Source organism: Parasphaerochaeta coccoides DSM 17374 (assembly GCF_000208385.1).
GTDB classification, from domain to species: domain Bacteria; phylum Spirochaetota; class Spirochaetia; order Sphaerochaetales; family Sphaerochaetaceae; genus Parasphaerochaeta; species Parasphaerochaeta coccoides.
In genome coordinates this window covers 1490619-1512078 of sequence record NC_015436.1, presented here as the reverse complement: position 1 = coordinate 1512078, position 21460 = coordinate 1490619, and the positions used below count along the sequence as shown (strand labels likewise).

General features: G+C 53.0%; 16 protein-coding genes. 6 read left to right on the top strand and 10 right to left on the bottom strand.

Annotation, left to right across the window (positions count from 1 at the left end; all coding sequences use genetic code 11):
• Nucleotides 1-23: 23 nt before the first annotated feature.
• A complete protein-coding gene (gene hpt / locus SPICO_RS06625) occupies nucleotides 24-704 on the bottom strand; it encodes a hypoxanthine phosphoribosyltransferase (protein ID WP_013739897.1) in 681 nt (226 codons plus the stop codon).
• Nucleotides 705-950: 246 nt separating this feature from the next.
• Between hpt and SPICO_RS06620 the strand changes: the two genes are divergently transcribed.
• From SPICO_RS06620 to pheT, 6 genes are all read left to right on the top strand, one after another.
• A complete protein-coding gene (locus SPICO_RS06620; RefSeq protein WP_041395791.1) occupies nucleotides 951-1475 on the top strand; it encodes a flavin reductase in 525 nt (174 codons plus the stop codon).
• A 95-nt stretch (nucleotides 1476-1570) separates the two neighbouring features.
• Nucleotides 1571-3604, top strand: a complete 2034-nt coding sequence (locus tag SPICO_RS06615; RefSeq protein WP_013739895.1) for an alpha-ketoacid dehydrogenase subunit alpha/beta — start codon at nucleotides 1571-1573, stop codon at nucleotides 3602-3604.
• Nucleotides 3605-3679: 75 nt separating this feature from the next.
• On the top strand, nucleotides 3680-4651 hold the full coding sequence (locus SPICO_RS06610; protein ID WP_013739894.1) for a Gfo/Idh/MocA family protein: 972 nt from the start codon (nucleotides 3680-3682) through the stop codon (nucleotides 4649-4651).
• A gap of 2 nt (nucleotides 4652-4653) precedes the next feature.
• The gene (locus SPICO_RS06605) at nucleotides 4654-5178 is read left to right on the top strand and encodes a flavodoxin family protein (protein WP_013739893.1); all 525 of its coding nucleotides are present in this window, start codon (nucleotides 4654-4656) and stop codon (nucleotides 5176-5178) included.
• Nucleotides 5179-5333: 155 nt separating this feature from the next.
• Nucleotides 5334-6878, top strand: coding sequence for a phenylalanine--tRNA ligase subunit alpha (gene pheS / locus SPICO_RS06600; protein ID WP_013739892.1), 1545 nt, complete (start codon nucleotides 5334-5336; stop codon nucleotides 6876-6878).
• Nucleotides 6878-8578: a phenylalanine--tRNA ligase subunit beta gene (pheT, locus tag SPICO_RS06595; RefSeq protein WP_013739891.1), complete on the top strand. Its 1701-nt coding sequence runs from the start codon at nucleotides 6878-6880 to the stop codon at nucleotides 8576-8578. The genes pheS and pheT overlap by 1 nt, the downstream gene beginning before the upstream one ends.
• Nucleotides 8579-8607: 29 nt before the next feature.
• Here pheT and SPICO_RS06590 read toward each other — a convergent pair whose 3' ends face one another.
• The 9 genes from SPICO_RS06590 to SPICO_RS06545 form a co-directional block, all read right to left on the bottom strand.
• Nucleotides 8608-9720: a hypothetical protein gene (locus SPICO_RS06590; RefSeq protein ID WP_013739890.1), complete on the bottom strand. Its 1113-nt coding sequence runs from the start codon at nucleotides 9718-9720 to the stop codon at nucleotides 8608-8610.
• Complete coding sequence (locus tag SPICO_RS06585) at nucleotides 9717-10193, bottom strand: peroxiredoxin (protein ID WP_013739889.1); 477 nt, start codon at nucleotides 10191-10193, stop codon at nucleotides 9717-9719. Before SPICO_RS06585 ends, SPICO_RS06590 begins: the two co-directional genes overlap by 4 nt.
• 83 nt (nucleotides 10194-10276) lie before the next feature.
• Nucleotides 10277-10684 carry an HIT family protein gene (locus tag SPICO_RS06580; protein ID WP_013739888.1) on the bottom strand — a complete coding sequence of 136 codons (408 nt, stop codon included), beginning with the start codon at nucleotides 10682-10684 and terminating at the stop codon, nucleotides 10277-10279.
• 249 nt (nucleotides 10685-10933) lie between these two features.
• Nucleotides 10934-13372 (bottom strand): RCC1 domain-containing protein, encoded by a 2439-nt coding sequence (locus SPICO_RS09870; RefSeq protein ID WP_013739887.1) that lies wholly within the window; start codon nucleotides 13370-13372, stop codon nucleotides 10934-10936.
• 496 nt (nucleotides 13373-13868) lie between these two features.
• Entirely contained in the window at nucleotides 13869-14969 is a 1101-nt protein-coding gene (gene bglB / locus SPICO_RS06565) for a beta-galactosidase BglB (RefSeq protein ID WP_013739886.1), read from the bottom strand.
• Complete coding sequence (locus SPICO_RS06560; RefSeq protein ID WP_013739885.1) at nucleotides 14966-18163, bottom strand: alpha-mannosidase; 3198 nt, start codon at nucleotides 18161-18163, stop codon at nucleotides 14966-14968. The genes bglB and SPICO_RS06560 overlap by 4 nt, the downstream gene beginning before the upstream one ends.
• 60 nt (nucleotides 18164-18223) lie before the next feature.
• Nucleotides 18224-19075, bottom strand: coding sequence for a carbohydrate ABC transporter permease (locus SPICO_RS06555; protein ID WP_013739884.1), 852 nt, complete (start codon nucleotides 19073-19075; stop codon nucleotides 18224-18226).
• Between the two features lies 1 nt (nucleotide 19076).
• Complete coding sequence (locus SPICO_RS06550; protein WP_013739883.1) at nucleotides 19077-19958, bottom strand: carbohydrate ABC transporter permease; 882 nt, start codon at nucleotides 19956-19958, stop codon at nucleotides 19077-19079.
• Between the two features lie 92 nt (nucleotides 19959-20050).
• Nucleotides 20051-21322, bottom strand: a complete 1272-nt coding sequence (locus SPICO_RS06545; RefSeq protein WP_013739882.1) for an ABC transporter substrate-binding protein — start codon at nucleotides 21320-21322, stop codon at nucleotides 20051-20053.
• Between the last annotated feature and the right edge of the window lie 138 nt (nucleotides 21323-21460).

The window sequence follows — 21460 nt, the reverse complement described above, 5'->3', positions numbered from 1 at the left end:
GGCTTTCCAATGGTGTTTTCTCATCAGGCGGTGACGGGACGCATTTCCGCGATATAGGGAAGGGTGCGGTATTTTTCCGCGTAATCCAAGCCATAACCGACCACCCACACGTCGGGAATACCAAAGCCCAGGTAATCAACCTTCACGGGGATGACATGTCTGTCCGGCTTGTCAAGAAGGACGGCTGTCTTCACCGACCGTGGTTTACGTGCCGTGAAGTTGCGTATCAGGTAATCAAGGGTATGTCCGCTGTCCAATATATCCTCGACGATGAGTACGTCGCGTCCTTCCATGTTCTCCCGCGTGTCCATCAGCATGCGGACATTGCCGCTTTGTTCGGAACCTGCCAGGCCGTAGCTGGACAGGGCGATGAAATCGACCACATGGGGGATGTCAAGGCGTCTGCATATGTCAGCAAGGAAGATGAAGGAGCCTTTCAGGACACCGACAAGGATTACAGGCTGGGGGCTGTCGGCATAGTCCCGGCTGATTTGGCGTGCAAGGTCGTCAACCCTGCGGCGGATGCTGTCCGCGTCAATGAGTACCTGAATCAGGTCGGGGGTCAAGGGTGGTATGGCAAGGGATGAGCGCATGTTCCTCCAGGGCGCGGGAACGGGAATCAGGAAAGTCCCGCTCCGGACAGGTAAGGAATAACAGGTAAGGACGCCTCTGTCAAGGAATGTCGGGCTTGGGTGATTGTACATCGACCACTATTCCAATTTTTCCCTCATTGATAAAAATGGAAAAGTATTGACTGTATTTAATTCTTTCCCCCAATGAGCACAGGAAATATCATGGCCATATTGACCATGGTTGTTGGCATATGCCGGACTTTGCATCTATACTGACAAGAGAAGGACGGCGGCCTGTCGCACCGGCGGTTTTCCATGTGGATGTCGTCCATGCATGGGAAGGCCGGGAATCGCATATGCCGCGTCCAGGGGAGGAACATGTTTCAGGAAATCGATTTTCACAATATCGAGTTGAACCCGTTCACCACCATTGGCGAAGATGGCGGTTATCTGATAACGGCGGGTACGGGAGAGTCATGGAACACCATGACGGCATCCTGGGGCGGCATGGGCATCCTCTGGGCTCGCCCTGTCTTTTTCTGCTTCATCCGACCCCAACGTCATACCCATATCTTCATGGATAGGGAAAATGGTTTCACCGGTTCTTTCTTCGGTCCTGAAATGGCCGGAGCATTGGCATGGTGCGGCTCCCATTCGGGACGGGACAGCGACAAAGCGCATGAAACAGGATTGGAGCCCGTGGTGATTGACGCTCCGGATGGTTCTGAAAGGGTGACTTTCGCACAGGCGAATCTGGTGTTTTCCTGCACCAAAGCGGCGGCGATGCCTTTTGTCCCTGCCAATTTCGTCTTGAAAGATACAGTGGAAGGGTTCTATCCCACCAAAGATTACCATACACTGTTCATAGGTTTCATTGATTCAGTGCTTGCGCGCCACGGATGATGTACAGAAGATAATGTACAGAAGATGATGCGCCAAGGCTCCGTCGCTTGGGCGGCAGGAACGGACAAAACCGGACATTTTGTTCAGGAGCAGACATGAAAGACAACACATTCATGATTCAGCAGGGTACTCATGCCCTGACAGTGATGGTGCGCTCGCGCCTCTTTGAAGAAAAACTCGACAACCTTTTTGCTGAAGGTCATCTCCACGGGACAACTCATCTTTCGTCTGGACAAGAGGCGGTGCAAGTGGGCGTCGCCCTTGCTTTGTCCGATGGGGACTGGATTGTACCGACCCATCGTTGTCACGGGCATACCATCGCCCGTGGGGCGTCTCCCTATGCCATGTTCTCCGAGATGTTCGGCTCCGTCCATGGACTGAGCAAGGGACTTGGCGGCTCCATGCACATGACCGACCTTGCCCATGGCAATCCTGGCGGTTCGGCTGTCGTAGGCAGCGGTGTTGCTTTGGCCACTGGCGCCGCCTTGGCAATGAAGCGTCTGGGTCAGAAGAACGTGACGGTCGCTTTCTTTGGGGACGGAGCAAGCAGCCGGGGTGTCATCCATGAAACCATGAACCTGGCATCCTTGTGGAAACTGCCAGTGATTTTCCTCTGTGAGAACAACCAGTATGGGATGAGCGCTCCGGTCGCTTCGGCTGTGTCAGCTCCCTCGATTGCTTCCCGTGGTGCCGCGTATGGCATTCCTTCCTGTACTATTGATGGCAACGATGTCAGCGATGTGTTCCACGCGGTGAGAGATGCCGCTTCCCGCGCCCGTTCTGGAGAAGGTCCGGTTTTGATTGAGGCGGTGACGTACCGGATAGCAGGCCATTCCCGCAATGACAGGAGACGCTACCGGAGCCGTGAGGAAGAAGCTCTCTGGGCTGAGCAAGATCCCATTCTCCGCCTTCGGGATGAGTTGATAGCCTTGGAGCGTTTCGATATGGACGAATGGACAGTCTTGATGGACAGAGAAAGAAAGATGGTGGATGATGCGGCGGAAAAAGCCGAAGCTGACGCCCATGATGTTCTGCCAGTTGAAGAAGCGCAGGCTATGGTATTTGCTCCGCCGTCGGGTAAGAAATGGCCGGACATTGAGCTGTCACATGTCACGACCTACCGGGAAGCGTTGCGTGAGGCGTTATCCCGCTGTATGAAGGCGTGTCCGGAGATGTTCCTGATGGGGGAGGACATAGGCCTCTATGGAGGATGCTTCAAAGTGACCAACGGACTGTGGGACAGTCATGACCATGACCGCATCCTGGAAACACCTGTTTCCGAGGAAGGCTTCACCGGAGTCGCCGCCGGAGCAGCCATGTTCGGACTTAGACCGGTGGTGGAAATCATGTATGGTGATTTCATGACTCTTGCGAGTGATCCGGTGATCAACCATGCGGCCAAGTCATATTTCATGAGTGGGGGACAGCTGCCCTGTCCGCTAGTGATTCGTACCCCTGTCGGATCAGGCAGCGGGCATGGCGCCCAGCATACCCAGAGTCTTGAGGCTATGTTCGTCAACATTCCCGGTCTGAAAGTCGTAGCCCCGGCGACCGTAAAAGATGCGTGTGTCCTGCTTTCTTCCTCAATTGCGGACAATGGGCCGGTAGTCTTTTTGGAGCATCGCATGCTCTATGACATGGAGGGAGAGGTAAGTCAGGGCAGGATGGTGGAACCGTTGGGCAAGGCGGCAGTACGACGCCCCGGCAGTGACATCACCTTGGTTTCTTACAGCCGGGCGGTTCATACCTGTTTGGAGGCTGCCACCCGTCTGGCGGATGAAGGCATTGAGGCGGAAGTAATAGACTTACGTACCTTGGTTCCTTTGGATGAGGATGCTATTCGCGCGTCGGTACGTCGTACCCGCAGGGCGTTGGTCGTCCATGACGCTCCGCTCCATGGGGGATACGGCGGGGAGATTGTTGCCTGCATTGCCGGTGACCTGGACACATTCATGCATCTTGCGGCTCCGGTGGAAAGACTCTGTGGTCTCGACATGCCCGTACCCTTTTCTCCCGGATTGGAGGCGGCTATCATTCCATCGGTGGAAAAAATCGTGGAAAAAGCACGTTCCATGGTAGAATGGCATCTGACGAAACAACATCTGGCAGAACATCATCCAACAAGGTGAAGCAAAGCGGAAAGGAAGAAGGAGCAAGCCGGAACTCCGGTAGAAAACTCCGGTAATTCCGCCGGGAGGAGAAACATGAGATTCGCTATTTTGGGCGCAGGAGGCATTGCCCGCAAGATGGCTGCCACTGTCATCAGGATGGAAGGGGTGGAAGCATATGCCGTCGCTTCCCGTGATGGCGCAAAAGCGGAAGGCTTTGCCCGTGAGTTCGGCTTTGCCCGTTCATACGGTTCCTATGAAAAAATGCTCGATGATCCGAAGGTTGATCTTGTCTACATCGCCACCCCGCATTCCCATCATCACGACCATGCCATCATGGCCATGAAGAAGGGCAAGGCTGTTCTTTGTGAGAAGGCTTTTTCCATTAATGCGGATCAGGCACGTGAAATGGTCTGTGTAGCAAAGGAAAATTCCGTGCTGCTCGCGGAGGCAATCTGGACACGGTACATGCCGTCCTGTTCTATCATCAACGGACTGGTGTCCAGCGGGGTCATCGGGACTGTCACATCCCTGACCGCCAATCTCGGCTATCCGGTAGGGCATGTGGAAAGGTTGCGGGAACTGGCTTTGGCTGGCGGCTCTCTTTTGGATTTGGGTGTCTATCCCCTCAACTTTGCCCTGATGGTCTTTGGTCGCGACATAGTGGACATATCTTCATCCTGTGTGAAAACCACAGCAGGGGTGGATGCACGGGGGAACATGACCCTGACGTATGCGGACGGCAGGATGGCCGACTTGCATTTCAACATGGATGCCGCTACTGACAGGCGGGGCATGATTTTTGGTTCCAAAGGTTATATAGAAGTGCGGAACATCAACAATCCCGAAGTGATTCGTGTGTTCGACAAGAACCATGTCTGTATGGCGTCCCATGAGGTTCCTCCGCAGATTAGCGGATACGAGTATGAGGTCATTGCATGCCGGAATGCGTTGGAAAAAGGACAGGTGGAATGTCCTGAGATGCCCCATGAGGAAATAATTTTTGTCATGGAAATCATGGACAAGGTGCGCGAGAAATGGGGAATCACGTTCCCTCAGGAGGCATAGCTATGGAAGGCAAGGATATTCTGATCCTGTCATTTTCCCATTCGGGGAACAATGATGCCCTGGCTCACCGCGTAGCGGAGGAATTGGGTGCGCGTCATGAACGAATACTTCCCCGGCGCAAGTCCATGCCAGCTCTGATGCTCGATCTCCTGCTGGGACGCGTTCCCCGTGTGACGCCTCTCCCTGAAATAGCGGAAGAGTACGGTTTCCTGATTCTCTGCTCTCCTGTCTGGATGGGCAAACCACTATCTCCCCTCCGTGTTTATCTGGAGTATTTGAAGAAACATCCTCTGCCGTACTGTTTCCTTTCTATAAACGGGATGGGAGAGGGAAATGCCAAGGTTGAAGCCGATTTGACCGCCTGGGCAGGTAAACCTCCGGTTCTGTGCATCAATGCGGCAATCAAGGATTTCATGGTTCCGGATATCACGCCCGACACGAAGAAAATGATGGATTATCGTCTGACGGAGGATGATGTCGCATCCTTGACCGGAAAAGTCCTCGATTTGCTCCATACCGTGGTGTGACATTCCTGTTCTGTTTATCTTGTAGTCTGTTCTTCAGTCGCGCCTTTCATAGGTGACGGTGGCTTTCAATTTTTCCCTGTTCCTTATACAATACTTCCGCGACGCGCCTGCCCCATGGGGATGGAGGGTTGCGTCCGCACAGGAGTAGGAAATTCATGGATATTGATGTAAAGAACCTGCATCCGCTTGAGGTCAAGCTGTTGCGGCATGTCGGCATGGGTGAGGATATCACTGTCGATAGGCTTGTCTCCGAGCTGGGATATCTGACCGGACAGTGCAACCAGGCTTTCAGCTGGTTAAGCGCAAAAGGGTTTCTGGCGGAAACGAGCCGCACGGCACGTACTTTGTATGAAATCACAGAGCAGGGACAGGAACAGCGCCTGCACGGAACTCCTGCGCATCGTATCTTTACATTTTTGCAAGAAAAGGGTTCTGCCACGCTTCCCGCGCTGGCTGACAGCCTTGGGTTGGAGAAGTCTGATGTCGGCTCGGCCTTTGGCATGCTCTCCAAGAACAAAGCTGCCCGGATGAATGAAAGCAACGAGGCTGAACTGGTCACTGATGCACAGCTTCCCGATGAACTTGCCGTGACGGCCTCCCTTTTGGAAAGAGCCTCGACCACTGGCATCCTTGAAGAAACCACGCTGACTCCTGCTGAAAAGAACGCCATGGTGAAGATAGCCAAAAAAAGAGGAGCTGCTCAGTCTCCCTTCCGCATCGTGGAACGGGAGGATGTCGTATACCGTCTCACTGCCGAGGGAGAGAAAGCAAAGCATGCGCTGGAGGAGGCTCATATCACGGGAGAGGAACTTGGCAACCTGACCCCTGCCATGTTGAGTTCCGGCTCTTGGAAAACTGGTACTTTCCGTCCGTACAGCCTTAATGCTCCGGTCGCTCGGCTGATACCAGGCCGTTCCAATCCTTACAGTGCCTACCTGCGCTGGGTCAAGGACAAGTTGTCATCCCTCGGATTCGAGGAGTTCGATGGTTCGCTGGTGGAGAATGAGTTCTGGAATGGTGATGCGCTGTTCATGCCTCAGTTCCACAGTGCCCGTGACATCCATGATGTCTATTATATCAAGGATCCCTCCCACGCCAGGGAAATCGAACAGCCCTGGCTGGAGAATGTCGCCCGTGTCCATGAGAATGGCGGAAACACTGGCAGCCGGGGATGGGGCTATACCTTCGACCATGAGTTCACCCGCCGCCAAGTCATGAGAAGTCAGGGGACGGTACTATCCGCCCGTCAGCTTCCTCATGCCAAGGTTCCCGGCAAATATTTCGGTATCGTGCGGTGCTTCCGCTATGACCAGGTCGATGCGACCCATGGAGCGGACTTCTACCAGACAGAGGGCATTGTCCTGGGCAAGGATGTGAACCTGCGTACTCTCCTGGGCATCCTGAAGATGTTCGCCGAGGAGATTGCCGGTGCTGAGGAAGTAAAGTATGTACCGGGGTATTTCCCGTTCACAGAACCGTCCATAGAGGTGCATATCAAGCATCCTGTCCTGGGATGGTTTGAGCTGGGAGGCAGTGGAATCTTCCGTCCTGAAGTGACGCGCTCCCTGGGCATTGATGTGCCGGTGCTTGCCTGGGGGCTGGGTATTGACCGCATGGCCTTGATGCACTTGGGGTTGAATGACCTCCGCGAGCTGTTCACACCGGACATTGAGAGCGTCCGCACAAGGAGAGGGAACTGATGCCAAAGATTGAAACTTCCGGAAAACTCCTGTTCTCCCTGATGGGCAGGACATATGCCGACGAGCAATTGGAAAAATATTTCCCCGTAGCCAAGGCTGAGCTGGACGGCCATGATGAAGCCAATGACCTGTACAAGATTGAGTTGAACGACACCAACCGTCCCGACCTCTGGTCTGCGCCCGGTCTTGCCCGTCAGCTCCGTCAATACGTAAGCGGAGATAATCCCGTCCTGTATGATTTCTTCTCTACTTCCGAAGTGTCCATGGACGATGGAGGGCGAAAGCTTGTCATTGATGAGAGTGCCAGGCGGGTTCGCCCGTACTCCGTCGGTTTTGCCGCTACCGGGGTGACTGTTGATGAGGATATTCTACAGGCGCTTATCCAGAGTCAGGAGAAGTTGTGCTGGAACTTTGGACGCAAGCGTCGTTCCATTGCCATGGGCGTCTACCGCAATGACATCATTACGTATCCGGTTCACTACCGGGGCGCCGATCCCGACGCAACGTCCTTTGTTGCCTTGGGCATGGAGGAGAAGCATACTCTCCGCGAGATTTGTACCCTTCATCCCAAAGGCAAGGAGTATGGCTACATTGTCAAGGATGCGCCGGTCTATCCTTTCCTTCATGATGACCGGAATGAGCCGTTGAGCTTTCCGCCTGTGATTAACAGTGCCCGCATCGGTGCGGTGAAAACGGGAGACAAGGAGTTGTTCTTCGAGTTCTCCGGTACTGGTCTGGAAGATATCCTGCTGGCTGCTTCGATCATCGCCTGCGACCTGGCGGACATGGGTTATGCCATCTTGCCGGTGACTGCGGTCTATCCCTATGATACGCCCTTTGGCCGTGAGATTACCGTGCCGTACTATTTCCAGGAGCCGGTAGCCTGTCCGCTGGAGACGGTTCATGCCATCCTCGGACAGAAGCTCACGGGAGAGCAGAGCGTACAGGCTTTGAAGAACATGGGAGTGTTCTCAGTGTTCGAGAAGGATTGTCTCTATGTGACCGTACCTGAATACCGCAATGATTTCCTCCATCCCGTTGATGTGGCGGAGGATGTGATGATTGGCCGGGGTCTGGAGAACTTTGCCCCTGAAATGCCTGATGATTTCACGGTCGGTCGGATTTCCCCTGCTGAGGTTCTTGGACGCAAGGTTCAGGAGCTGATGGTAGGCATGGGTTTTCAGGAGATGATTTACAATTATCTGGGTTCGCGGCGTGAATACATCGACAACATGCATGTCTGTGGTAAGGATGCCATTTTCATTGCCAATCCGATGAGTGAGAATTACGAAGTTGTCCGTCCGTCCATCCTGCCGTCCTTGCTGGAAAGCGAGAGTGTCAGCGGGCATGCTGTCTATCCTCACCGTATCTTCGAGGTCGGGAAGGTAGCATATAAGGAGCCGTCCGAGAACTCCGGGGTGGTGACGAGAAACCACCTGGGTTTCCTTAGCGCAGACAATGATGCGGGGTTCAATGATGCCTTGGCCTATGTGAAGACGTTGATGTACTTCCTCGGCAAGGATTATGCCCTTGCCGAGCTGGCAGAGGATTCTCGGTTTCTTGCAGGACGGTGCGCGCGGGTCATGGTCGAAGGCCGGGAGGTCGGTGTATTCGGAGAGATTCATCCGGCCGTGCTGGAATCATGGGGAACGACGATGCCGACGATTGGGGCGGAGTTCGACTTGGACAGGCTGGGCTGAGACGTTCTTTTTAATCTCGGTGATATCGCTTACGGAAGCAGAAATGTTCCCAGTACACCCATTCGGGCAGGCTTGTCAGATTCAGAGGGTTGAGCCGAAAGGACACCGGGGTGCAGGACTGATGTCTCAACGCTCATCATGTTTTTGACATAGAGGAAGTCAATCCGTTCCTCGATTGGGTTTCCGCTTCCCAAAGACCATGTCGCGCCAGAGTTGGTCTCACCGCTGTAATGAGTCATAGCATAAGCATCGAACCACTCTTTCTCCTCCATAGTGGTAGAAAGAGGCCATGCCATGTCTTTTCTCCATGGCCGAGGCGAGAGAGGCGTCCAGTCGATGTGGGATGGCTCATACGCCGAGAGAGCGAAAATCACAGGAGCCGTTTCATTGACATCGGCAAGGATTGCCTCAATCTGTTCGAGCCTCTGCTGTGCGTCGTCCACCACCGTCTGCTGCCATGACAAAGAACCAGAGGCAATGCTACGCAGGACACCGTTGTCGCTCAAGGTTTTCCATCTCAGCTCTATGTCCTTGTCCGGTGCCAGGGTGAGGGTCACCCCATGGTCAGTGATCGACGTCATAGAAAAACTGGTGATGACTGCTCCTTCGGGAGCGATGACCGCCGATTTTCCTATTGCCTCGGCAAAGAGAGCGGAAGCTTCCGGTTGTCCGGAGAGGATGATGATGTCCGCGTCCAGGTCTGAAATGCTGTCAGCAACCGAAGACACGACCATAGGGATTTCCTCTGTGGGCATGGTTTCTGGTAAAGGGATGAAGATGACGGTGAAACGCGTCAGGGGTGTCTCAATTGTCTTGGGAGAAGCTCCTGTCTGGTGATAGTAGGGCAGGTTCTCCCTGGAAAGATCTGGCACAGAGAAATTCATTGTCACGGGCGGCATCATTGCAATGGGAACATCCACAGGAATGGAAGAATCTGGAGACGAAACAATGGAGTCTTCACCTTCTATTGCTGCTATATCAGGCTCTTGCGTGAGGATATCCGCCAGACGGGTGGTAACAAGGTTGGTCGGATGAACCGGATTGTACTTCTGTATGCGGCTGAATCCTTCATGAGCAGTATAGCTGGCGCAACTCATAGCCAATGCCAGCACAGCCATGACCGGAAAGAGTATTTTTCTCATGCAAGACTCCGTTTCTCCAGGAACTCCGCCACATGGGCTCCGTGGTCGGCAGGCGTGACCTTTTTCCAGACCTTCACGATGGTTCCGCTCCTGTCAATGATGAAAGTACTGCGGATGACTCCCATGCTCTTTTTCCCGTATAGTATTTTCTCTCCCCATGCGCCGAGTGCCGTCAGAAGTTTTTTCTCCGGATCCCCCAGCAAGATGAAAGGCAGTTCATGAGCTTTCTTGAAAGAAGCATGTTTCTCCGGGATGTCGGGACTGACTCCGACTACAACGGCTCCCAAGGCACGTAGCCTGTGGAAGTTGTCCCGAAAGGAACAGGCTTCCTTGGTGCATCCTGGTGTATTGTCCCGTGGATAGGCATACAAGACTATGTTCGCGTCATAGGCAAGCAAATCATCCAGTGTGACGAGCTGTCCAGCATCGTCCTGTAGGGAAAACGCTGGTGCGCGCATTCCGGCATCAAGCATGGCTATGCCCTCCTTGTCATGTCAGTGTACCAACAGCCAGTCACTGGCGCAAGCATCGGCGACTGGAGTCGGCGCAATGAGCCTTATTCCGTCATTTTTAACTTTTTGCCATATTCTGCCATCTCTCCATCATCATATTTTTCATGCTGCAAAGCCACGATGCATTTATCAGATGCATAGCGGGGGATGACATGGATGTGGAGATGAGGGACGTCCTGTCCGGCGGCAGGGCCATTGTTGATCATGATGTTGGTTGCATCGCACCCCAGGCTTTGGCGGAGTCGTTCGTCTACTTTCCGGGCAACGGCGCATAGATGTGAGAAAACATCTTCCGGGCATTCTCCTATGGTGGGATAGGGATTCCGGGAGATGACCAAGGCATGACCTTTCGATACGGGATTTATGTCCAGAATGACAATGCACGTCTTGTCGCTATAGAGCTGTACCGACGGAATATCGTCTGTCATGATTTTTTCAAATATAGTTGCCATGTTCGGCCTCCTGCGTCTTTTTATTCCAGTGTACCGCATGGAAGGGAATGTGGTCACCTGGCGTGGTCTTCCGGGGCAAGGAGGCTTGCTTTCCCGTGTGATTCAAGTTCTTGCTACAAGGAATAGAACAGATGAATATGGAATCAATGTAAAAAGTGACCTCCGTTTTTGCATGTGGCAGAACGCATACGGGGAGAGAGATAACTCCCGCACGTTGCACTGTGCATTGTGGAGGTCACTTCAGAGTATCTAAAAAACTACCTGCACGGGCGTACTTCTGTTGGTTCCGGGAATGCTGTCACCCAGACCCAGTTGACCAAATTCGTTGTATCCAGTCGCCCAGAGCGTGCCGTCCTTCTTCAGGATCAACGTGTGGTAAGTCCCGGCGTAGACAGCCTCGACATCAGAACCCATGGACGTGACCTGCACGGGAGTGAGTGTTTTTGTCTCAGGCAGGAGTGTCGCGCCGACACCCAGTTGACCAGAACCGTTGTTTCCAGTCGCCCAGAGCGTGCCGTCCTTCTTCAGGATCATCGTATGGGAGGCTCCGGCAGAGACCGCCTTGACATTAGTCATTTTCACGTCACCATCGGTAGAATCCCAGACCTCCACGGGAGTACTTTTGGCGGTCGTAGTGCCATCACCCAGTTGGCCATTATTGTTCTGTCCAGTCGCCCAGAGCGTGCCGTCCTTTTTCAGGAACATCGTGTACATGGATCCGGCAGAGACAGCCTCGACAGGATTGCCCGGATCAGTATTCATGGATGGAACCTCCACGGGTATGTTTGTGTCGTTTGTAGTGTCGTCACCCAGTTGGCCCCATTCGTTCCGTCCGACCGCCCAGAGCTTGCCGTCATTCTTAATCATTGTGTGATAAGCTCCGGCGGAGACAGCTGTGACGTCAGTCATGTACACGGAACCATTGGTAGAATTCCAGACTACATTGGGCGAGGGTAGGAAGGATCCGGGACCGCTGTAACCCTGACCCAGTTGACCATACTGGTTGTCTCCAGTCGCCAAGAGCTCACCGTCCGTCACCAGGATCAACGTGTGATGATCTCCGGCAAAGACATCCCCGACAGTAGTCCCCATGACCGTGACCTGTTCGGGCGTGGTTCTGTTGGTTAGGCTGCCACCGACACCCAGTTCACCCTTATAGTTGTATCCTGTCCCCCAAAGTGTGCCGTCCTTCTTCACAATCATCGTATGGTAGTATCCGGCAGAGACAGTCTCGACATCAGTCATGACCTGCACAGGCGTACTTTTGTCGATTGTAGTGTCGTCACCCAGTTGACCATAATAGTTGGTTCCAGTCGCCCAGAGCGTACCGTCTTCTGCCAGAATCATCGTGAAATTGTTTCCGGCGGAGACTGACTTGACCTTCGCCAGCCACCGCGCATACAACGTCACATCATTGGCGGGCATGGTGAAGGACTCCCCAGCGGCATATTGGGTTCCGTTGCCATTAGGCAGAGTATTCCATCCGTAGAAGTAATAGAAATCCTTTTCCAATGTTCCAGGAGCCGGCAGTGTGACCAGGCTTCCCTCATGAGCATACATCCGTCCCGGAGCACTGCCTCCCGTGGCTTCGTTGGCCCCAAAGGTGAGGCTGTATGCTTTGGTTGCAGCCGCGTTCACCCCGTCACCGGTGTCCCAGTCCTTTATCTCAATCTGGATGGCGGCAACGGCGACTTCATTGTCATCCGTGTTCAGCGTCATGTTGTAGACATGCTGCTTGCCTTTGTCAAAGTGAATCAGGTGCTTGTCCCCCTCAGCTACAGCACCTGTGGTACTTGGCTTCCATGTGTATGTACCAGCTTTAGCACCACCGCTCAGGGTAAACTCCAGGCTCACGTTAGCCAGAGCATCAGTGTTGCCCACAGGTATCAGCACTGCCTCGAACCGCCTCTTGCCCTCATTCCTTTCAGATTGAGTAAGGGTGTCGGAAATGTCCTTCATGACAATAGCGTCAATGACGCTGGCAGCATCCAAGGTTCCGTCATTCAGGTTGATTGCGGTCTGCGTGTTCAAGCCTGTGACCGTAGCAGTAAATCCACCGGTGGCATCATTGATAGCCGTAGCATCAACGGTCGTGCTGGGAGAGATGTTGACAATCAGACGGGAGAGCATATGGTCAAGCTTCAGATGCACCGTTGAGGTATTGTTCTGTACATTGTCGGTGCGTCCCCACAGGACATCGGCCTTTCCGGTATCCTGTTCATGTGTCCCCCTGTCCCGGTTGATATCTATGTACAAGGTATCAGTGTCATAGAAGGATGTCGTACCGGCACCATCTTCGGTATGAGCCAGGTACGCCCACGGATAGTAGGAGATGAAGTCGAACGTGTCGTTGGCATTAGCGGCAATGTCATTCCACTTCAAGGTGTTGGCACTATCAGCAGGAGAGAAGCCGGAGGTCTGGGAGGCCGTGTCAGCGGTGTAGTGTCTGTTGGCACGTTCTGGGGCGGCAGTAGCTGCCGTGCCGGTACCATGTTCCAGCATGTAGATGCCAACGTCATCATCGGTTTGCCATTCGGAATTTGCGGTGGCCTTGCGTCCGATTTCCGTGGAGAAGCGCACTGCATTGGTATGTGAAACATTCAGTTTGCCTTCGCATGAAATAAGGGCGACAAGGAGAATCAGAATGGTTGTAAGAACCACAAAGACTGGTCTGCTAGATTTGTTCATACGCAGGTCTCTCAGATTTTCGTCTCTCTCTCTCTCTCTCTCATTGTGTCTGTTCCTTTCTCCATGAAGAAGATAGCAGCATATCAGCACAACTAATGTGGAGGTAATAATACGGTAGTATAAATCCGTTATGGGCAGGAAGCTATTACCCAAAGGTATTATTTTGCGTGAAAAGCATATAATACTTTCGGGTTATTTGGTGGTTTAAGGCGTAAATATAATCAATTAATACCATTTCAAACGTGTGATACGCAAGAGAACGGAAATTATTAAAGAACGGGGATGCCACGACTTTTGCAACATCCCATATTTATTGCTTCTTATTGAACAATCCGGGTAAACCGCTTGGGCTAAGTTAACTCCCTCCGCATGGCAGCGCGCTGACGTTTCCTTCAAGACATTCCAGGCTGCGATATTTTCGGAAGACGAGCCATGAACAGCATGAGCACGGTATCCGCATTAGTGACCTGTGATTTCTGTTATCATCACTACGCCATCAGTCAACCATGGCCTCCATCAGGAAGAGCATGGCCAGAGCCTGTCCATATGGCATGGGACGGATGGGAATATTCTTGTAGAAATCCTTGTCGTGACGCCCCATGGGTGTGCCGTATGAGACTTGCCGGACTATACCATTTTCATCAATGTGTGAAAGGATGGCAGGCAAAGCCTTCAATGCCATGTCCTTGTATGAGGAGTTGAGCAATCCGGAATGGATGGATTTCAGTATTCCGTACCCGAAGCCGCATGTCGCGCTTGTTTCCAGGTAGGATGAAGGATCATCGAGAAGGGTATGCCACATCCCCCCGGCATCCTGGCGTTGGTGTAACGCATTCACCTGCCGTTCCAGGACGGCCACCAGATAGCGGCGTATGCTTCCGGGAAGTTCGACCATTCTGATGAACTCAGGAATGGCTATCGTTGCCCAGCAGTTGCCACGTCCCCAGAACGCCTCGGAAAAATGATGCTTTCCCTTGAATGTGAAGCCATGGTACCAGAGGCCTGTCCTGATGTCCGCGAGATACTCGGCATGCAGAAGGAACTGGTATATCGCTTCCTGCACGTAGGAGTCCTTCCCTGTGATGCGGCCGACGTTCGCGACGGCAAGGACTGTCATCATCAACGTGTCATCCCATAGTTCTCCTTCATTGATGTCGTCTGATGTACTGTGCTGGAAACCGCCTTCTTCAGTGCGGTCGAGGCCTCCTTCCATCACCCATCCGGTCCATTCACGGCAGATGTCCATGTAGTCGGCACGTCCGGTATGCTCGGCGAGGTACGACAGGGCAAGTATTGGTGCCATCGTATTGACATTCTTGTCTGGAAGCCCCTGGGCTATGCGCTGGTCATAATAGGTGGTGAGCATGTCCAGGTAGCGGGGGTTCCTGTCCTTTTCAAACAGCTTCCACAGCCCGAAAAGCCCTATGCCATGGGGCCATTCCCAATATCTGAACCGTTCCCGTTCTGTCCCGTCATGATGCGAAGCGATTTTTCCTGCCATGAAATCCGGATCGTCATCTGCATACAGCACTGGCGCGAAGCCCGCTACGAGAAGGTCGAGCCGTGTCTGGATGCTCTTGGTGTCACATGTGTTCATGCTTGTTCCTGGTGTGATATTTTATTGTGGCCGGAGACACTGTCGAAAGGGACAAGCTCTACTGTCTTCAGCTCGAAGGGTCTGAATGAAAGCAACGTGCCATCCTTTTCATCGGACGGCAGACGCGACTTCCTTTCTTCAAGGGCGTTACATTCCCATGCTTCCCCGATCGGGAATACAGAGGCAAGGGAGCAGCGTACGGCTTTGCCGTGAGCTTCATACAACCGGAGTGCCATGCTTTCCCGTTCTTCGCATTTCTTGACCGTCTCTATGACGATATTCGGAGCGTTGACCGAAACGAATGAGAAGCAGGAGGGCAGGAAACCGGAGCCATCCGCCTCCATACGCAGGGAGAGGAGGGGAAACTGTAGGTCATATCCTTCCTGGACGACGTTCCCTTCCCTGTATGTTCCCGCATGGGGTAGCAGTGCATATGTGAATATATGGCGGCCTCTGTCCGCATCAGGATTCGGATGCGCCGGGGAACGGAGAAGCGACAGGGCTATGACTCCGTCATGGACGGAATAACCATATTTACATGTATTGAGAAGCGCCGCTCCGTAACCTGCTTCACTGACATCAGTCCACTTGTGGGCGGGGACTTCAAAACGCGCCTCATCCCAGCTTGTGTTGGCATGGGTATCCCGTTCCCACGTACCAAAAGCAATGTCGCATGTCGCCCTGTATGCGTGGATGTCCAGCGGAAACAGTACCCTCAACATCTTGTGGTCTTCTTGCCAGTCCACTTCCGTCCGGAAGTCGATACGTGCTGTATGACTGTAAAAAAGAATGTCCTGGACAAGCGCGGATTTGCCGAAGGATCTGCGTAAAGTGAGTTTCATGCATAACGGTGATATCTCCGTGCAGGAAAGCTCATGGGAGCCTGTGACATCCCACCAGATGGCATCTCCCTGTTTGCCGATATTCCATGCATCGTATTCACGCGGAAGATCTTCATGCAATCGCATGACGTTGATTCTTCCTCCATAAGGGACAAGCTGCCGGTCTTCCGTTTTGTCGAGCAAAGAACGGATATATCCATCATCGTCGAAATCGATGGTATGGAAAGGTGTCTCCACATGATTTTCCGAGAAGGAGAATGCTGGTGGAAGCTCATCTTCTTTCCTGCGCGGGACAGGGGAGAATACCTTCCAGCCTTTCGCTGGTATTCCTCTCGCCAGGAAAGTCAGTGTTCCGCCGGAAACTGTGGACGGCAAGGCTTCACCGTCTGCGGCACGGATGCCCTCCGGCATGTCACAAGAAACGGAGACCAAAGCATTTCGTGTGAAACCTGTGGTATTGAAGACCACAATGTCTCCTTTGCGGGCTTTGGTTTGTGCGGAAAGGAGCATGAGAGAATCTTTCGTCAAGACGGAGTTTTCTCTCCCGATTTTCTCATACTGCTTCCATGAGTCTTCATACACCTGCCGTATCGAGCTTCCCGGAAGGATGTCATGGAACTGGTTGAGGAGTATCGCTTTCCATATGTCTTCCAACTTTTCATGGGGATACGTTCCGCCGACTTGGAGCTGCCAGAGCACGGTTCTGAAGAATTCTGTATCCATTGTCTGCTGCTCGCTCACCCTGTTGTATTTCTTGCTTCCGGCCATCGTGGTGAATGTCCCTTGATGGTATTGCAGGTACAGCTCTCCGTACCATGAGGGCAGTTGCTCTCCTGCCGTGGTTCTTTCGAGATTCTCGAAGAACTCCCGCACCGTGGAAGGATGCACCCGGAGGCAACCGGGAACGCCATCGGCAAAACGCGCACCCTGTTCAAGCATTGCGGCGGTCGGACCTCCCCCGCCATCACCATATCCGTAGCAGTGCAGGACGGAAGACGAGACAGTCTTGTCCTGATACCGCTGCCAGGTTCCCATGACCTGGCTGGCGTTCAGCAGCCCGTTGTATGTGGTCGGACCGAGATTCTTCAGAAGACTGACAGGTGATGCATGGTTCTTTGTCGTGACCATATGGACGAGGACTGTGCTGCCGTCAATTCCCGTCCAGATGAACGTATCATGGGGCATGGTGTCCGACTCATTCCAGCCAAGCTTTGTCGTCATGAAATAGTCTGTTCCACACTGTTTCATGATTTGGGGAAGGTTTGCATTGAAGCCAAAAGTATCGGGAAGCCACAGGACGCGGGACTGTCTTCCAAACTCTTCCGATATGAACCTCTTTCCATAGAGGAACTGCCTGACAAGGGATTCTCCGCTGGGCAGGTTGCAGTCGCTTTCCACCCACATTCCCCCTTCTATCTCCCAACGCCCTTCGTCCACACGGCGCTTTATGCGGGAATAAAGCTCCGGACTTTCTTCGCGGACAAAGTCATAGAGCTGCGGCTGGCTTCCGCTGAAGACATAGGAAGGATATCTGTCCATCAGGTAATCGACAGTGGAGAAGCTGCGCAAGGTTTTTTCCCGCGTCTGGTCAAGCGTCCACAGCCATGCGACATCGATATGGCTGTGTCCGACGGCAGCGACCAGCACGGGACGGGAGCCTTCGGGAGTGCCAAGAGCTTTCTGATTCAGGATGAAAGCCCGCGCTTGCAGGATTGACTGGTGGAACGCGGCAGATGTGAGATTCCGTGTGTCAAGGAGTCTGGCGGCCTCCATGCAAGTCCGGACAAGCAGGCTGTAGGCGGGATTCTCATCGGGAAGCTCAATCGCTGTTTCATAGAGGACAAGGAGGTCGTAGTACAGACCTGTGATATCGTCATCTCTGCTTGCCATGGCAAGATTCAGATGGGCATCAGGATATTTTGAGGAGCAGTATGCGTAGAGAATAAGCTCAAGTGGGTTGTCTGAGTCAGGGATGTCGAATTCCGTATGGTTGACATCCAGACCGCATGTCATTCGTCCGTCAAGGAAAACAATGAATTGCGGATTGTCGTAATTCCAGATGTCTGTCGCTCCAGTCTCGACCAGACAGACAGGATGCCGTCCCTTCATGCCGGGGGGGACGGAAAGATGTGCCTTGAACAGGCAGTGACTCTCAGATCCTCCGAATGGCAGAGAGGACGACAGGGAGGACGGAGCTTCTTCCCACGGGAGGCCAGCATGATCCTGCTGCCATCCATGGTAGCCGCACGCGGCGCGCGATACTCCCGTGACGGGCGTTCGGTCTGAAAGGGCGCGCCGTTTCAACATATCCAACAGGGGCGCCATGCTGTCGGTGAAATAGGTTTTGTTCATGGTATGTCCGGATTCAGGCGTATTCTTGGATGTGTGGATGTTCTCATCGGCGTTCCTGGATCATCCCTTCACACCGGATGCCGCCAGACCTCCTGTGATATGTCGTTGCAGGATAGCGAAGATGATGATGACGGGGATGATGGACATAACCGATGCCGCAAGTATACTGCTCCAGTCCACTCCATTGAAACCGATATAGTTCTTGATCGCTATTTGAATAGTATAGTTCCTCTGGTCACTCAGCACAAGCAGCGGAAGGATGTAGTCGTTCCACCGCCACATGAAACTGAAGATTGCAAGAGTGACGACGGACGATGTACCGAGGGGAAGCATGATCCGCAGAAAAGTCTGGAATTCGCTGCTTCCATCGATCCGCGCCGCTTCCACGAAGGAAAGCGGCAAAGACATATAATGCTGGCGGAACATGAAGATGCCCGTTGTCGTTGTCACTACCGGCAGGATGACTCCCCAGATATTGTTGTACAGTCCAAGCGCACTGATGACCGTGACCTGAGGTATCGTCAGTGTTTCTCCAGGAATCAGTGTGCCGAGCAGGAACATGCCGAACACTATGTTCGTATACCTCAGATGGAAGCGGTAGACAGCCAGCGCATAGCCGCACATGGAACTGATGACCAATGTGATTGCTGTCCCGACAATGGCCAGGAAGAAGCTGTTGCCGACGTATCTTATGAACCTGTTGCCCAGTACGCTGGCGTAGTGCGCCGTGGAGAACGTTCCTGGAAAAAGACGGAGAGGATGCGCGAACAGTTCTACTGTTTCCTTGAAGGAACTGAGTACCAACCATACTATCGGGAACAGGATGAGAAGAGCCGTCACATAGGTGAGGATTGTCATTGCCGCCTTCTTCCCCAGACGGATGCGGGATATGTGTCTGATGTTTTCTTTCATTTCAGGAGTCCCCTCCATTGCTCAGCTTGAACTGCACGAATGAAATGGTTGCGAACAGCACCATGGCGACGAGTGAGATGGCGGAGGCGTAGCCATGCTGCATTTGGGAGAATCCTTTGTCGAAGATGAACTGGATGAGGAAAGTAGTGTTCAGACCAGGGCCGCCCTGTGTGATGCCCTGGACAAGGGCGTATTCTTTCAACAGGTTCACTGTTGAGAGCAGGGTGACGAGAAAGGTCGTCGGCGAGAGCATCGGGATGGTTATGTTGAAGAACATCTGGATGCTGTTGCAGCCGTCGATGTAGGCGGCTTCACATATATCCTTGGAGATGTTGGAGATTCCGCCTATGAAAATGATCATGTAGAAACCTGTCGATGCCCAGTTCGAGGCAAAGCTGATGACGAACGTAGCCAACTTCGGATTGAGTGCCCACTCAAGGAACCTTCCACCAAGAAGGCCGATGATATAGTTCACGACTCCGTACTCCGCGCTGAACATCCAGTTGATCGTTATACCGACGACCAGGGAGCTGAGCAACACGGGAATGTAAATTAAGGTACGCGCCAGACCTTTCCCGATGACATTGGGTGATGTCATCAGCAATGCGACGAGCAGCGGGATGCTCACTTTGAAGGGAAGGCTGAACAGTGCATAGACAAGCGTTCTGCCGAGAGCCCCGTAGAACCTGGCATCGGAGAACAGTTCCCTGTAGTTTCTCAGCCCGATGAACTCCATTGTCTTCCATCCGTCATAATTTGTGAAGGAAAACCCTATGCTGAGCAGCAAGGGAACAAGAAAGAAGATTGAGAAAAGGATCGCGCAAGGAGCGACGAACATCCAGAAAGAGCGGGTATGCATGCGTCTGAAACGTGTATGCGTCATTTCTTTTCCGTATTCCTGTATGTAGGGGAAGAAAACATGGTGTCTTCTTCCCCGGAAGAGGACGGACCGCGCAAGAGCCGCGGCCCATAGGGTCAATAAGCCATCTGCCAGCCTGACTTGATGGAGAGCAGTCGTGCAAAGTCAGTCAGGGCTTTCTCAGCAGTGATGTCTCCGTTCACTGTCTGCTTGAGGGCGTCACGATATTCGTTGTCGTAGAAGTTCCTCCACATTGAGCTTTCATCGACAATGAATGTATCGGCTACCTTGCCGACCTCCGCCTGCATCACGGCATAGTCCGCAGCGACGTTCGGATCGGAAGGAGAATAAGATACCCCCTTCAGGGAAGAAAGTCCCTTGTCCAGCTCAAGGTAATACTGGAAGTTCTCTGGCTTTTCGTAGAACCATTTGAGGAAGCTGATCGCAAGGGTCTTCTGTTTGCCTTCGTTCGGTATTGCAAGGCCGCTTCCTCCCAGGATTGCGCTCGGACCTGCGCTACCAGTTGGAGAGGGCATGATTCCCCATGCAAAGCTCTTGATTTGATTGTAGAAAGAATTGTAGTTCCATGTACCGGAGAAATAGATTCCGACGTCACCGTTCTTGAAATAGTCGCCTGGGTTGTCGGTCGTGCCGCCCGCCCAGATTGCTTTGGGCATGACAGTATTGTTCCACATTACGAATTTTTCCAGGGCCTCGATGTTCTGCGGGCTGTTGATTGCGACCTTGAACGAATCTCCATCCTGGATGACCATGGAGCCTCCGTTGATGTACATGAGGTTGTCATAGCGGGCGCGCGATGCATCCACGGCAATACCGTATTTGACGCCTCCCTTCTGGACGAGGAGCTGGGCATTTTCGTACAGTTCTTCGGTCGTCCACGGCTTGGCTATGGACGGAGGAGTGATTCCTGCTCTCAAGAAGGCGTCCTTGTTGTAGAAGACTGTTGTGATTGTGAACTGCTGCGGGACTGTGGTGTTCTTGTTGGTCTTGTAATCCTGTCCAATGATCTTCAGTGCCTGAGGTTCGAAGATTGAGATGTCAAGGACTTCAGTCAGGTCAATGAATTCCTCAGGATACAGGCGTGTCAGACGTGTCGTCGCCAAGAGATCAGGCAGATCCTTGTTCTTGGCCATCAGTGGGAACTTGGTCAGCTGATCCTCATACGGGATGATTATGATGTCCAACTTATTCCCCGTTTCGTCAGCCCATTTCTGAAGAGTCGAAACCAGGGCGTCCCCCGTCGCAGGTTCTTCAGAAAGCATGACTTTCAGGGGTTGGGCTTCTGCGGCTTTTTCTCGGCCTCCTCCCGCGAAAAGCATCGTCGCGGCTACTGTGAGTATCAGCAGGCATGCAAGAAACTTTTTCATACGATATCCTCCTTCTGGGTTCCTGTCGTTCAGCAGGGAATTGTTCTCCCATGACGGGATAGGTCCCTGCATAGCACAAGTATATAGGGCGGATGAGCGTAATCTACAAAGTAATTGTTCAGATTAGCCTGTATATAT

Excerpts from the sequence above, each read along its gene's own strand:
- hpt (WP_013739897.1), bottom strand. The coding sequence starts at position 704 with ATGTACAATCACCCAAGCCCGACATTCCTTGACAGAGGCGTCCTTACC.
- SPICO_RS06620 (WP_041395791.1), top strand. The coding sequence starts at position 951 with ATGTTTCAGGAAATCGATTTTCACAATATCGAGTTGAACCCGTTCACC.
- SPICO_RS06615 (WP_013739895.1), top strand. The coding sequence starts at position 1,571 with ATGAAAGACAACACATTCATGATTCAGCAGGGTACTCATGCCCTGACA.
- SPICO_RS06610 (WP_013739894.1), top strand. The coding sequence starts at position 3,680 with ATGAGATTCGCTATTTTGGGCGCAGGAGGCATTGCCCGCAAGATGGCT.
- SPICO_RS06605 (WP_013739893.1), top strand. The coding sequence starts at position 4,654 with ATGGAAGGCAAGGATATTCTGATCCTGTCATTTTCCCATTCGGGGAAC.
- pheS (WP_013739892.1), top strand. The coding sequence starts at position 5,334 with ATGGATATTGATGTAAAGAACCTGCATCCGCTTGAGGTCAAGCTGTTG.
- pheT (WP_013739891.1), top strand. The coding sequence starts at position 6,878 with ATGCCAAAGATTGAAACTTCCGGAAAACTCCTGTTCTCCCTGATGGGC.
- SPICO_RS06590 (WP_013739890.1), bottom strand. The coding sequence starts at position 9,720 with ATGAGAAAAATACTCTTTCCGGTCATGGCTGTGCTGGCATTGGCTATG.
- SPICO_RS06585 (WP_013739889.1), bottom strand. The coding sequence starts at position 10,193 with ATGCTTGATGCCGGAATGCGCGCACCAGCGTTTTCCCTACAGGACGAT.
- SPICO_RS06580 (WP_013739888.1), bottom strand. The coding sequence starts at position 10,684 with ATGGCAACTATATTTGAAAAAATCATGACAGACGATATTCCGTCGGTA.
- SPICO_RS09870 (WP_013739887.1), bottom strand. The coding sequence starts at position 13,372 with ATGAACAAATCTAGCAGACCAGTCTTTGTGGTTCTTACAACCATTCTG.
- bglB (WP_013739886.1), bottom strand. The coding sequence starts at position 14,969 with ATGAACACATGTGACACCAAGAGCATCCAGACACGGCTCGACCTTCTC.
- SPICO_RS06560 (WP_013739885.1), bottom strand. The coding sequence starts at position 18,163 with ATGAACAAAACCTATTTCACCGACAGCATGGCGCCCCTGTTGGATATG.
- SPICO_RS06555 (WP_013739884.1), bottom strand. The coding sequence starts at position 19,075 with ATGAAAGAAAACATCAGACACATATCCCGCATCCGTCTGGGGAAGAAG.
- SPICO_RS06550 (WP_013739883.1), bottom strand. The coding sequence starts at position 19,958 with ATGACGCATACACGTTTCAGACGCATGCATACCCGCTCTTTCTGGATG.
- SPICO_RS06545 (WP_013739882.1), bottom strand. The coding sequence starts at position 21,322 with ATGAAAAAGTTTCTTGCATGCCTGCTGATACTCACAGTAGCCGCGACG.